The 12,476-nt window shown below is 69.3% G+C and carries 10 protein-coding genes; all 10 read right to left on the bottom strand.

Features of this window, described 5'->3' with window-relative positions:
- Window positions 1-283: 283 nt before the first annotated feature.
- Entirely contained in the window at window positions 284-1,312 is a 1,029-nt protein-coding gene (xerC, locus tag EPA99_RS18415; protein ID WP_129472724.1) for a tyrosine recombinase XerC, read from the bottom strand.
- A complete protein-coding gene (locus tag EPA99_RS18410; protein WP_129472723.1) occupies window positions 1,312-1,983 on the bottom strand; it encodes a DUF484 family protein in 672 nt (223 codons plus the stop codon). The genes xerC and EPA99_RS18410 overlap by 1 nt, the downstream gene beginning before the upstream one ends.
- Window positions 1,980-2,831 carry a diaminopimelate epimerase gene (dapF, locus tag EPA99_RS18405; RefSeq protein ID WP_129472722.1) on the bottom strand — a complete coding sequence of 284 codons (852 nt, stop codon included), beginning with the start codon at window positions 2,829-2,831 and terminating at the stop codon, window positions 1,980-1,982. The genes EPA99_RS18410 and dapF overlap by 4 nt, the downstream gene beginning before the upstream one ends.
- Window positions 2,818-3,069 (bottom strand): LPS translocon maturation chaperone LptM, encoded by a 252-nt coding sequence (gene lptM, locus EPA99_RS19045; RefSeq protein ID WP_129472721.1) that lies wholly within the window; start codon window positions 3,067-3,069, stop codon window positions 2,818-2,820. Before lptM ends, dapF begins: the two co-directional genes overlap by 14 nt.
- 123 nt (window positions 3,070-3,192) lie before the next feature.
- Window positions 3,193-3,621, bottom strand: a complete 429-nt coding sequence (locus EPA99_RS18395) for a YbaN family protein (RefSeq protein WP_241688472.1) — start codon at window positions 3,619-3,621, stop codon at window positions 3,193-3,195.
- A gap of 122 nt (window positions 3,622-3,743) precedes the next feature.
- On the bottom strand, window positions 3,744-5,933 hold the full coding sequence (locus EPA99_RS18390; protein WP_206733807.1) for a S9 family peptidase: 2,190 nt from the start codon (window positions 5,931-5,933) through the stop codon (window positions 3,744-3,746).
- Between the two features lie 100 nt (window positions 5,934-6,033).
- Window positions 6,034-8,130 carry a prolyl oligopeptidase family serine peptidase gene (locus EPA99_RS18385; RefSeq protein WP_129472719.1) on the bottom strand — a complete coding sequence of 699 codons (2,097 nt, stop codon included), beginning with the start codon at window positions 8,128-8,130 and terminating at the stop codon, window positions 6,034-6,036.
- Window positions 8,131-8,202: 72 nt separating this feature from the next.
- A complete protein-coding gene (locus EPA99_RS18380; protein WP_129472718.1) occupies window positions 8,203-8,517 on the bottom strand; it encodes a hypothetical protein in 315 nt (104 codons plus the stop codon).
- Between the two features lie 193 nt (window positions 8,518-8,710).
- Window positions 8,711-10,078: a DUF3999 domain-containing protein gene (locus EPA99_RS18375; RefSeq protein ID WP_129472717.1), complete on the bottom strand. Its 1,368-nt coding sequence runs from the start codon at window positions 10,076-10,078 to the stop codon at window positions 8,711-8,713.
- Window positions 10,075-12,476: DUF2339 domain-containing protein (locus EPA99_RS18370; RefSeq protein ID WP_164978707.1), on the bottom strand; the 2,402-nt coding region annotated here is incomplete at its 5' end. The genes EPA99_RS18375 and EPA99_RS18370, both read right to left, overlap by 4 nt.

Here is a 12,476-nt window from a genome sequence, read left to right as displayed (position 1 = left end):
AAGCGTTGTTTTTATTAGTGTTTAACGAAAGAAATCGATTTCATTCATGCTGCGGGGCAGCATCACCCGTCCATCGGGACTGGCGTCGATCCGATGCGTGATGCAGTGGACTGGAAACGGTTAACGCCTCGCTAGACGTGCCGATTGCGCGGTCAGCAAGCACGCGTTTCTAAAGCCGAAAGCGTAATTTCAGCACCGTGCGGCGGCGTTACCTGCGCGACTAAAGTCGCAGCCCATTCGCGAAAAGAATCACCTGAATTCGCCCCTGGAAAGACGCGGTCGCTCAGGATTTGCGCTTGGCGCGCGGATGCGCCGCGTCGTAAACCTTGGACAGATGCTGGAAGTCCAGGTGGGTGTAGATCTGGGTCGTGGCGATGTCGGCATGGCCCAGCAACTCCTGCACGCCCCGCAGATCGCCCGAGGATTCCAGGATGTGACTGGCGAAGCTGTGCCGAAGCATGTGCGGGTGGACGTGCTTGAACAGCCCCTGCCGCTGGGCCAGCTGCTTCATGCGCAGCTGCACGGCCCGTTGCGAAAGCGGACCGCCGCCGCGCCCGGGGAACACGAAGGCTTCCTGCGTCGGCGCGCCGTCCTGCTTCCAGGCCAGCAGCGCCTGGCAGGCATGACGCCCCACCGGCACGATGCGCTCCTTGTTGCCCTTGCCCAGCACATTGACCAGCCCGGCGCCCAGGTCCAGGTCGCGCCAGCGCAGCAGGCACAGCTCGCTCAGCCGCAGTCCGGAGGAATAGAACAGCTCCAGCATCGCGCGGTCGCGCAGCCCCAGCGGCGCGTCCGGGTCGACCTCGACCAGGCGCACGGCCTCGTCCGCGTCCAGCACCTGCGGCAGCTTGCGCGGCGCCTTTGGCGCGCGCACCCCGGCGGCCGGGCTGGCGGCGATGCGCCCGTTGCGCAGCAGCCAGTCGTAGAAGCTGCGGCAGGCCGAAAGCCGGCGCTGCACGCTCTTGGGCGAAAGCCCGCGCCGATGCTCGGCGGCGGTGAAGGCGCGCAACTGTTCGGCTTGCAGGGCCAGCAGCGCATCGTCGCCCCCGGCCCACTGCAGCAGCCCGTCCAGGTCACGCCGATAGGCATCGAGCGTGTGCGCGGACACGCGGCGCTCGATTTGCAGATGCGCGAGGAAGTCGTCCAGGAGCCGGGACCGGGGACCGGGGACCGGGGACCCGGGAAAAGCCACGGCGCCCCCTTTCTGGGCCACTTGCTTGGGCTTCGACTTTGATGCTGCTGTTGCCTTCCCCGGGTCCCCGGTCCCTGGTCCCCGGTCCCGGCCTTGCTCCCCCCGGTCCCGGCGCTTCATCACTCGAACCGCTGCAACGCGGTCGCCAGCGACTCGCCCATCATGCGCAGGAACAGCGTACCCATGCCCGGGTAGAAGCGATTGCCGTCGCGGCTGCCCACCGCCACCAGGCCCACGCCCGGCAAAGGAAGCAGCGCCGAGGAGGCCACCTCATCCGCCCGCGGGCCGTACAGCACGGCGTTCTTCTCCGGCTGCAGGCGGCCGCAGATCGGCTCGCCCTCGCGCAGGCAGTCGCGGAAGGGAACCAGATGGTGACTGTCCTGCGGCAGCACCTGCAGCCACTCGGCATCGCCTACGTCCTGGACCGGGGCGAACACCACCAGCCGCACCAGGTCGCCGGCGAAGTCCTCCTGCAGGGACGCAGCCATCGCACCCAGTGTGTCGGCCGCACTGGTCTGGCGCATCAGCGCCAGGGTCAGCTGGTGCACGCGTACGGCCAGGCGCTCGTTGTCCTGCGCGTTGCCGAACAGGTCGCCCAGGCGCCGGGACAGCTCGCGGTTCTTCTCCCGCAGCACTTCCAGCTGGTAGGTCGCCAGCGAGGCGGTCGGCCCTTCCTCGCGCGGAACCACCAGGCTCAGGGCCAGGTCGGGAAACTGCTTGAGAAAATTCGGATGGCGACGAAGCCAGGCCGCCACCTCGTGTGCGCCCAGCTTCTCGGTGCTCTCACTCATTGCGTCCATTCCCCTTCGAAAACGAATGTGGCCGGCCCGGCCATGAACACGTCGGCCTTGTCCTGGGGCCAGCGGATCTGCAGCTCGCCGCCGGGCAACGACACGGTGACTTCTCGATCCACGCGCTCCAGCCTGATCAGCGCCACCACCGCGGCACAGGCGCCACTGCCGCACGCCAGGGTCTCGCCGACCCCGCGCTCGAACACGCGCAGGCGTATGCGATCGCGCGCGACCACCTGGGCAAAGCCGACATTCACCGAATCCGGGAACAGCGCATGGGCCTGCAACTGCCTGCCCCAGCGTTCCACCGGCGCGGCGTCGACGTCGTTGACCTCGATCACGGCGTGCGGATTGGGCATCGCCAGCGCGGAAAAGAACACTTCGATGCCATCCAGGCCAGCCGCGTAGATCGGCTGCACCTGGTCGACGCCGGCCAGGGGAATCCGCGCCGGCGCGAACTGCGGCTGCCCCATCGCCACGGCGTAGCGGCCATCGTCCAGGCGATGCACGACATGGGAGGCATGCGGGCTTTCGATGACGAAGGCATCGCCCTTGGCCGCCCCGTCCCGCACCAGCCAGGCCGCCACGCAGCGCGCGCCATTGCCGCACTGCCCAGCCAGCGAGCCATCGGCGTTCCAGATGCCGTAGGACGCCACCGCCTCGGGTGAGCGCGGCGCCTCGATGGTCAGCAACTGGTCGCAGCCCACGCCGAAGTGGCGGTCGGCCAGCCGCGCGGCCAGCGCCGGATCGGGCGGCGGCGTGCCGTCGCGCAGGTCCAGCACGACGAAATCATTGCCCGCGCCCTGCATCTTGGTGAAACGCACCGCTGCGGCCTCAGTCATTCCCATCCGGGGTTTGCGAATGCACCGCCTCGGCGGCCTGCGCGTCGGCAGCCTGCTCTTCAGGCGTCGGCGGAATGGCCCCTTCCGCCGGTGGCGTGGGGTCTTCGCTGGTGGGCGCATTGGAGGCCGGCAGCTCTTCCACGGGCGCCGGCTTCTCCGGCAACACCAGCGGGCCCTTGTTGCCGCAGGCCGACAGCGCCAGCAGCAGCGCGCAGGACAGGGCGGATTTGGCGATCGGATTCATGCGTGAAGTATAGCCAGCGAGGGGTGAACCAGCAGACCGCTGCGGCCAAGGTCGCAAGCCCACATCGACCCAAAGACCCCGGGACGCCCCGCCGCGAGCCGCGCACTCCTCACGCCTCCCCATTCACCCCTTCTCCCCCCCAGGCGGCTCTGGCCGCGTCCACAGCCACAGCGCCACGCAGGCCATGCAGGCAATCGGCAGGGCGATCATCCAGGCCGCGTGTCCGCCGCTGCCCAGCATCACCAGCAGCAGGACCGTCGCGCAGCCCAGCATGGTCCAGCTGGCGGCCCACTTGGCCTTGCGCGGCACTGCGCGGTGCTGCTGCCAGTTACGGATGAGCGGCCCGAAGTGGCGGTGGGCCAGCAGCCGCTGATGCAGGCGCTCGGACCCGCGCGAGGCGGCGTAGGCCGCAATCAGGATGAAGACCGTGGTCGGCAGGCCTGGCAGGAAGGCGCCGAGGATGCCCAGCCCCAGGCTGGCATAGGCCAGCAGCCACCAGGCCCAGCGAAATCGGGCGGGCCGGCGTTCGGGTGTGGGCGAAGGCGCGTTCACGCCGCAGTTGTAGCCGATCGGCCAGGCCGGTGTCAGTGATCCTGCGCAATGACGCCGCGCTGGCGGACATGAAAACGGCGGCATCCCAAGGGATGCCGCCGCCTGTCTTTCGCGCCGGTGGCCTACTTGCCTTGGCCGCCGCTCACGCCCAGCTGATCCAGCATGAAGGCGTAGTACTCGGCCATCTCGCCGTAGCGGCGGAAGCGCCCGGACTTGCCGCCGTGGCCGGCTTCCATGTTGGTGCGGAACACGACCGGCTGCTTGCCTGTGTCCAGGTCGCGCAGGCGGGCCACGTACTTGGCCGGTTCCCAGTACTGCACCTGCGAATCCCACAGGCCGGTGCCGATGAACATGGCCGGATACGCCCGGGCCTTGAGGTTGTCGTACGGGGAGTAGGTAGCGATGTAGTCGTAGAAGGCCTTGTCTTCCGGGTTGCCCCACTCGTCGTACTCGTTGGTGGTCAGCGGGATCGTCGGATCCAGCATGGTCGTCACTACGTCCACGAACGGCACCTGCGAGATGATCACGCGGTAATCGTCCGGGGCCATGTTGGTGATGGCGCCCATCAGCAGGCCGCCGGCGCTGCCGCCCATCGCCGCCACGCGGTCCTTGGCCGCATAGCCCTGCTTGACCAGCGCCTCGGTGACATCGATGAAGTCGGTGAAGGTGTTCTTCTTGTTCAGCAGCTTGCCGTCCTCGTACCAGGCACGGCCCATTTCCTGGCCGCCGCGGATGTGGGCGATGGCATAGACCATCCCGCGATCCAGCAGGCTGACCACCGGCCCGGAGAAGCCCGGATCCATCGACATGCCATAGCTGCCGTAGCCGTACTGCAGCAGCGCGGCGGTGCCGTCCTTCTTGAAGCCCTTCTTGTAGACCAGCGACACCGGCACCTTGGTGCCATCGCGCACGGTCACCCATAGCCGCTCGGTGGTGTACTTGGCCGGGTCGTAGCCCAGCACGGGCTGCTGCTTGAGCAGCCTGCGCTCACCGGTGACGGTGTTGAGCTCGTAGGTGGTGGCCGGCGTGGTCATGGAGGTATAGCTGTAGCGCAGCCACGGGGTATCCGCCTCGGCGTTGACGTCCAGGCCCATCGAATAGGCCGGCTCGTCGGCCTTGACGTAGGTCCCCTGCGCATCCTGCGCGACGCCGCGCGCATCCATCTGCGGGCCCTTCAGTGCACCGCCGTCCTTGCCCAGCAGGCGGATGCGCTCCAGTCCTTCGGAGCGCTCGGCGATGGCGGTGAAGCCATCGAACAGCTCGAAGCCATCGATGAACACCGCCGCGTTGTGCGGCACCCAGTCCTTCCAGTCCTTGCGCGAGGTGCTGCCGTCCGGCGCGGTCACCAGCTTGAAGTTGGTGGCCTTGTCGGCATTGGTGCGGATCACCCAGCGGCCGTCGAAGTGATCGGCGTCGTACTCGACATCGCGCGCTCGCGGCGCCAGGGGGACGAACGCCTTGGGATCGGCGGCCAGCGCATAGCGCTCTTCGCTGGAGACGGTGGAGTGCAGGCCGATGGTCAGGTACTTGTCGTCGCGGGTGCGCCCCACGCCCATGTAGAAGCTGTCGTCCTCTTCCTCGTACACCAGCACGTCCTGCGCGGCCGGCGTGCCCAGCACGTGCTTCTTCACACGCACGGTGAGTAGGGTCTCCGGGTCGTTCTCGACGTAGAACAGGGTCTTGTTGTCGTCGGCCCAGACCATGTTGGGCGACACGCCGGTGATCTGGTCGGCGTACAGCTCACCGGTGGCCAGGTTCTTGAAGCGGATCGTGTACTGACGCCGGCCCACGGCATCCTCGGCATAGGCCAGGATCGTGTTGTCCTGGGTCACCTCCATGTCGCCCACGCTGTAGTAGCCCTTGCCTTCGGCCAGCGCGTTGACGTCCAGCAGGATCTGCTCGGGCGCCTCCATGCTGCCCTCGCGGCGCGCGTGGATGGGGTAATCCTTGCCGGACTCGAAGCGCGTGTAGTACCAGAAGCCGCGCTCGCGATACGGCACCGAGGCATCGTCCTGCTTGATGCGCCCGACGATCTCCTTGTACAGCGTGTCCTGCAGGGGCTTGAGTGGCGCCAGCACCGCATCGGCGTAGGCGTTCTCGGCGTTGAGGTAGGCCAGCATCTGCGGATGCTTGCGCGTGTCATCGCGCAGCCAGTAGTACTCGTCCTGGCGCTCGGCGCCGAACGGCGCCTTGACCACATGCGGCTTCTTGGCCGCGTCCGGCGGCGTGGCGGTGGCGACGGCGGCCAGGGTCGGGGAAATCGGTGCGCTCATAAGCAGGGTGGCAGCCAGCAAGGTGGAAATGGCTTTCATGAATGGGTCCGTCGGGTACGGGATGCAAGGCCGGGGCCCCACGACGGCCGCGCTCGGGACCGCCGTGGGGCAATGACATGACGCTGGGGTGCGGCAGAAGCTACTTGGCCAGCTGCTGCCACAGGAAGGTATAGGCCAGGGCGTTCATGTGCGCCGACTGCTTGTTGTTGGCCGCGCCGCCGTGCCCACCCTCGATGTTCTCGTAGTAGCGCACGTCCTTGCCCGCCTCGAGCATCTTGGCCGCCATCTTGCGCGCATGGCCCGGGTGCACCCGGTCATCGCGGGTGGAGGTCATGAACAGCACCGGCGGGTACTCCTTCTTCGCATCGAACAGGTGATACGGCGAGAAGGTCTTGATGAACTCCCAGTCGGCCGTGTCCGGGTTGCCGTACTCGGCCATCCACGAGGCGCCCGCCAGCAGGTGGCTGTAGCGCTTCATGTCCAGCAACGGCACCTGCACCACGATGGCGCCGAACAGCTCCGGGTACTGGGTCAGCATGTTGCCGGTCAGCAGGCCGCCGTTGCTGCCGCCCTGCGCACCCAGGTGCCTGGCCGAGGTGATCTTGCGCGCGGCCAGGTCCTTGGCCACTGCGGCGAAATCCTCATAGGCCTTGTGGCGGTTGGCCTTGAGCGCAGCCTGGTGCCAGCGCGGGCCGTATTCACCACCGCCGCGGATGTTGGCGACCGCGTACACTCCGCCCTTCTCCAGCCAGCCCTTGCCGATGCCGCCGGAATAGCCGGGCGTCATCGAGATCTCGAAGCCGCCGTAGCCGTACAGCAGCGTCGGCGCGGTGCCGTCGAACTTCAAATCCTTGGGCCGCACCAGGAAGTACGGCACCTTGGTGCCATCCTTGGAGGTGGCGAAGTGCTGCTCGATCACGTCCCTGGAGCCGTCGAAGAAGGCCGGCATGGTCTTGAGCGTTTCCACCGACTTGGCATCGCCCGCCTGCGCCATCAGCAGCCGGGTCGGGGTCAGGTAATCGGTGGTGCTGATCCACACCGCGTCGGACTCATCGCTGTCCACCGCCGAGACCGAGACCGTGCCGATGCTGGGCACCGCGTCGAAATCGCTGCGCTTCCAGTCGGCCTTGGGGTCCAGCACGAACAGGCGGTTCTTGACGTCGTGCAGGACGTTGAGCACCAGGTGATCGCGGGTCCAGGAGAAGCTGGCCAGCGAGGAGTGCGCGTCGGGCGCGAACAGCACGGTGAAATCGCGCTTGCCGGCCATGTAGGCATCGAAATCGGCCACCAGCAGCGAGCCGGCCGCATAGGTCTTGCCGCCCACGGTCCAGGCATCGCGCAGCTCCAGCGTCAGCCACTGCCGGTGCACGCTCTTGTTGGCCGAGTTCGGCGCATCGATCTTGGTCAGCTTGCCCGCAGCGTCCCGCAGGTACAGCTCATCGTTGTAGAAGGCCAGGGTGCGGCTGACGAAATCGCGCTCGAAGCCCGGCGTATCGTCATGCATGGCCGCGATGTACATGTCCTCGGGCTTGCCTTCGTAGACCGTGGCGGCCGAAGACAGCGGCGTGCCGCGCTTCCACTCCTTGGCGATGCGCGGATAGCCGGAGGTGGTCATGCTGCCGTCGCCGAAGTCGGTGTAGACATAGACCGTGTCCGCATCCTTCCAGCCCAGCCCGCCCTTGGACTCGGGGCGGTAGAACCCGTCCTTCAGGAAAGTCTTGGTGGTCAGGTCGAACTCGCGGGTCTCATCGGCATCGGCGCCGCCGCGCGAGAGCGCGATCAGGCAGCGGTCGTAGTCGGGCCTGCGGCATTCGGCGCCGTGCCAGACCCAGTTCTTGCCCTCGGCCTTGTTGAGCGCGTCCAGGTCCAGCACCGTCTCCCACTGCGGCTGGGCCTTGCGGTATTCCTCCAGCGTGGTGCGGCGCCACAGGCCGCGCTCGTGCTGCTTGTCCTTCCAGAAGTTGTAGTAGTACGGCCCGATCTTCTGCACGCCGGGGATCTTGGCGTCCGAATCGAGGATGGCCAGGATGTCACTCTCCAGCTGCTTGAACTGCGGCGTGCCGGCGATCTCCGCCTCGGACTTCGCGTTCTGTTGCTTGACCCACGCCAGTGGCTTTTCGCCCTCGACCTCTTCCATCCAGGCATAGGGGTCTTGGGTCATGGCGGGCTCCTGGGCATGGGCGCCGCCGGCGGCGGCGAGGCAGGCCAACAGGCAGGCCTGGGTGAGTCGGGACATCGTGCGGCTCCAACGGTCAACGTGAGACCGCCGACGCTAGCACGGGGCCTTCCCGCGCTCCCCTGCCGAAGGTCAGGCCGCGCGGGCCAGGCCGGCGGCGACCGGCCTGCGACGCGCCTGCGGCCCGACGCGCCGCCGGGCCTGCAGCCGGGAGCGGCGGCGGGGCCGGGCCGGCAACGGGAAGCGGTGCAGCGCCCACCAGGCCACCAGCGGCATGCCCAGCAGCCACAGCGGCATCCAGCCCAGCCAGTCGCTATGGCCACGCGCGGCGGGGATCAGCAGCACGGCCAGGGCGCCGAGCACCACGGCCCGGCGCAGCACGCGGTCCAGCTGCGGGTCGACGGCATGGGGGCGGGAATCGAGCAGGGAGGCGGAAGAACGCGGCATGGTCGGGCTCCGTGGATGGCAGGCGCACAGGCTCGCGCCCGGCCATCTCACCGGCTGCGACCCGCCACCGGCGAGTCGAATGCCATGGCAGGCCAGCACACCAGGGTGCCGAGGCCCAAGGAATGATTCGGCGTGCTGACGGTCGCAGACGGAAACGGCCAATCCGATGGGAGTGTGGGAGCGCGCAAGCGCCTCAGCGCAGCGCCGGCTTGCGCAGCAGCGAGACGGCGAACACCGCCACCAGCGCCGCGCCGCCGATCAGCACGCCCCACAGCACCCAGGTTTTCCAGTCCACCGGGGCCGAGGCCGGGATCAGCGCATCGCTGCCGGCCAGGGTGTGGGTCTGGCCCAGCTGCGCGCGGGGCGGCTCCCAATCGGCGCCGCGGCTCTGGCGCACCTGGCTGAGCAGGTCGCCGACCGGGGCCGGGGCCCGCTGCGCGCGCGCACTGCCGGCCACCAGCACGAACGGCCCGGCGCCTTGCGCAAGGAACACGACATCCTCCGGCACATAGCCCAGCCGCAGCGGCGGCGGCGTCGTCGACGCCCCGTTGGTGGGCAGCAGCCGCCACTGGCGGTCGCGCTTGACCCCCGTCAGCGCCTGCGGCCCGGAGCGCTCCACCGAGCCCTCCAGGGTCAGCTCGAACGCCACCCAGGACGGCGTGGCGTCATGCCAGCGGTCGGTGGCGCGCTCGCGCGACTGCAGCCGCCAGCGCTGGACGCTGTTGTCTGGCATCTGCAGGTCCACCCGCTGGAACGGAAACCGCCCGCGCGCGTCGTACTCGAAGGCGACCTGACCCTTGTCATCGGTCACCGCGCGGCCTTGCAGGGTCTGCCATTGCCACTGCCGCGCGATGATGGCCGGCGCCAGCTCCACCTGCACCCCCGTCACCGGCAGGCTGGCCTGGGCCTGCACCGGCACCAGGCGCAGGTAGCGCGCGCCGGAGGACAGGGCGATGCGCGATTGCCGCAGGTGTTCCCCGCCCTGGCGCAGGTCCAGCAGCGGCGCGTCCTCGGCCAGCGTGGTCCAGCTGCGCAGGTCCTCGCTGCCCTCCACGCGGTAGCGCTGCTGCAGCGGCTGGGACAGCGGCGCCCACTCCAGCTGCAGGGCGCGCACCGCGCCCTGCACGTTGGAGGCATCGACCAGCCAGCCGCCCTGGGTCTGGCGGTCCGGCCCCTGCCCGACCTGGGCGGTGATGGCGCGCACGCTGCCATCGACGTTGCGCTGGCTGATCAGGGAGAGGTCCTGGTCCCCGGCCGCGGCGCGCTGCGGCAGCGCGAACCACGGCACCGGCAGCAGCGTCGGCCGTGCCAGTTCCTCGCGCGGCGGCCCGCGCAGCACTGCCGGGACCGGCTCGCCGCGCCCGTTCAGCACGTCCAGGTCGGCCAGTTCGGGCGACTGCGCCTGCCAGTACACCGACTCGTCCAGGACCACCCGGTAGGCCCCGGCATCCTTCACCGGCAGGGACAGGTTCCACTGCCGGGCGTAATCCTCCGCGGGCACGGCCAGGGCGCTGGTGGCGACCAGCAGCAGGCCCAGGCCCACGGTACGCAAAGCCTTCATGGTGGAGTGTCCTTCGTTGGCGCGCGGGGGGGCGCGGGAGCCAGGTAGCCCACCACCGTGCACAGCAAGCCGTAGGCGATGAACGAACCGATCCCCCAAAGATTGCCCAGATGTTGCCTGTCCACCATGACCAATTTGGCCAACACCACCGCCATCAGCACCGCCCCGGCCAGCCACAGCGTGCGCTGGGCCCGGCGCGAGCCGGACACCCATCCCACCACGCCCAGGATGCTCCAGACCACGGTCAGGCTGGTCTGCGCCAGGCTGGTGGACAGCAGCGACGGCGTCCACGGCACCCCGCCCCAGTGATGCACGCCGCGCAAGGTCGTGGCGGTGACCAGGGCGAAGCCCGCCACCGCCATCAGCACCGTGCGCGAGCGCAGCAGCCAGCCGGGTGCGGCCTCGGCCCAGCCCAGCCGTGCCACCAGCAGCAGCACCGCCAGCTGCAGCAGCTCCATCGGATTGAGCAGCGGACACCACGGCAGCGGCGCGCTTCCACCCGAGGACAGCAGCGCCACGCCCCACCACAGCGCCACCACCACCAGCACGGTGCCCAGCAGGGCCGCACGCGCGCGCTCGAACGCGGCGCCGATCGGCACGCTCAACCACGGCCCACGCAGCACCGCCACCGCAAGCAACACGATCCAGGGCGCACCGATCCAGGCCATCGCCCACCCATCGGCCAGGGCGAATCGCCTGGCGATGAAATGCCCGAGCAGCGAGATCACCAGCGGCCAGACCAGCCACCAGGCGGCCTGCGCAATGGCACCCACGCCATCGCCACCGCGGCGCAGGCACAGCAGGCTGCGCAGGCCGAACACCGCGTAGGCCAGCCAGGCCCAGCCGCCGGTGCCGGCAAAGGGCTGCACATGCACATCGGCCTGGACCAGCGCTAGCGGCGCGGCCAGGGCCAGGCCGCCGGCGGTAGTGAGCACCAGCAGCCGGGCCGGGAAGCGGGCGTGCACTTCGGCAGCGACCCAGGCGGTCAACGCCGCCAGCGCCAGCAACGCGTCGGCACGCGAGGCCCACGGCACGAACGCTTGCACCTCCGAGCCCAGGTTGGCGCACCACCAGGCCAGCGCCCACAGATACCAGCCGCTGGCGATCACGTCCTGGCCCGCGCGGCGGTAGCTGGCGGCACTGGCCCAGCCGCCCAGCGCGATCAGCAGCATGGCCATGCAGGTGGGATGGAGCAGCGCCCGTTCGGCCACCTGCGGCGTGGCCACGGCCAGGGCCAGGGCGGCGCCGAGCTGCAGCAACAGGCCGCCAAGCTGAGGCAACGTGCGCTGCTGGCGCAGCCCAAGCCAGATCAACGCAGCGCCCTCCAGGGCGAAGATGCCGCCGGTGGCCCGCGCCGACAGCGCCAGCGGCACGGCCAGGGTCGCAAAGCCCACTGCCAGCACGGCGTAGGCCTGCATCAGCACTGGGTGCCGCAGCCTGCGCTGGGCAAGCAGGGCCAGCAGCACATAGACCGCCGCCACGCCCAGCGCGCACAGGGCCAGGGCCATCGGACGGCCTGGCATCAGGCCGGCCTGCAGCGAAAACGCCACCAGCGGCGTGCCGAACACCAGCGCGCCATCGAGCAGACGGCCGCGTTCCGGCGTGGCACGGCGCACGTACAGCAACGGGATCAGCAGATAGAAGACGAAGAACAGCAGCAGAAAAGGCTGGGTGCTGGCGTAGTGCTCCGGCGCGTAGCGCAGCACGCCCCAGAGCGTGCCGATGCCGAAGGTGAAGGCGAACCCCAACAGGTTCAACTCACGCCATGGGCGCCACCAGGCCATCGCCAGGATCGCGCCGTTCAACACCGCGTAGTAGGTGAACAGCGCGACATGGTGGCCTTGTCCGGTGGACAGCCAGAGCGGCGCCAGGAAGCCGGCCAGCAACGCCAGGATTGCCAGCGCGCGCGCATTCTGCAGAACCGCCAGCATGCCGGCGCCGGCCACCAGCACCACGCTCAGGGCGAAGGCCAGGCCCGCCGGCAGCAGGCCGAACTGCTTGAAGGCGCCGAAGACGATCAGCAGCAGGATGCCGATCATGCCGCCCTGCAGGCTCAGGGCGAAGGCACGATGGCTGTGGCGCTTGCGCCACCCCAGCACCAGGCCGGCCAGGGCCGCGGCGGACATGCCGGCCAGGCGCAGCTCGATCGGCACGCGCAGCCACCCCTGGTCGCTGGCGTACTTCACCAATGCCGCCACGCCCGCGAACAGCACCAGCATGCCGATCTTCACCGGCACATTGCCTTCGGTGAACCAGCGTCGCAGCGAACGCAAGGCGCGCTCGAACACCGATGGCGCTTCCGGAGCCGCTGGCCAGGGCCGCGCGGGCGCTGCCTGGGGCTGCGGCCGGGCCGCGGCGGGGATCGGCGGCGGCGTGGCCGCTGGCGGCGCGGCGGCCG

The organism is Pseudoxanthomonas composti (genome assembly GCF_004122095.1).
Classification (GTDB): Bacteria; Pseudomonadota; Gammaproteobacteria; order Xanthomonadales; family Xanthomonadaceae; genus Pseudoxanthomonas_A; species Pseudoxanthomonas_A composti.
This window is presented reverse-complemented; position numbering and strand designations above follow the sequence as displayed.

Excerpts from the sequence above, each read along its gene's own strand:
- xerC (WP_129472724.1), bottom strand. The coding sequence starts at position 1,312 with ATGAAGCGCCGGGACCGGGGGGAGCAAGGCCGGGACCGGGGACCAGGG.
- EPA99_RS18410 (WP_129472723.1), bottom strand. The coding sequence starts at position 1,983 with ATGAGTGAGAGCACCGAGAAGCTGGGCGCACACGAGGTGGCGGCCTGG.
- dapF (WP_129472722.1), bottom strand. The coding sequence starts at position 2,831 with ATGGGAATGACTGAGGCCGCAGCGGTGCGTTTCACCAAGATGCAGGGC.
- lptM (WP_129472721.1), bottom strand. The coding sequence starts at position 3,069 with ATGAATCCGATCGCCAAATCCGCCCTGTCCTGCGCGCTGCTGCTGGCG.
- EPA99_RS18390 (WP_206733807.1), bottom strand. The coding sequence starts at position 5,933 with ATGAAAGCCATTTCCACCTTGCTGGCTGCCACCCTGCTTATGAGCGCA.
- EPA99_RS18385 (WP_129472719.1), bottom strand. The coding sequence starts at position 8,130 with ATGTCCCGACTCACCCAGGCCTGCCTGTTGGCCTGCCTCGCCGCCGCC.
- EPA99_RS18380 (WP_129472718.1), bottom strand. The coding sequence starts at position 8,517 with ATGCCGCGTTCTTCCGCCTCCCTGCTCGATTCCCGCCCCCATGCCGTC.
- EPA99_RS18375 (WP_129472717.1), bottom strand. The coding sequence starts at position 10,078 with ATGAAGGCTTTGCGTACCGTGGGCCTGGGCCTGCTGCTGGTCGCCACC.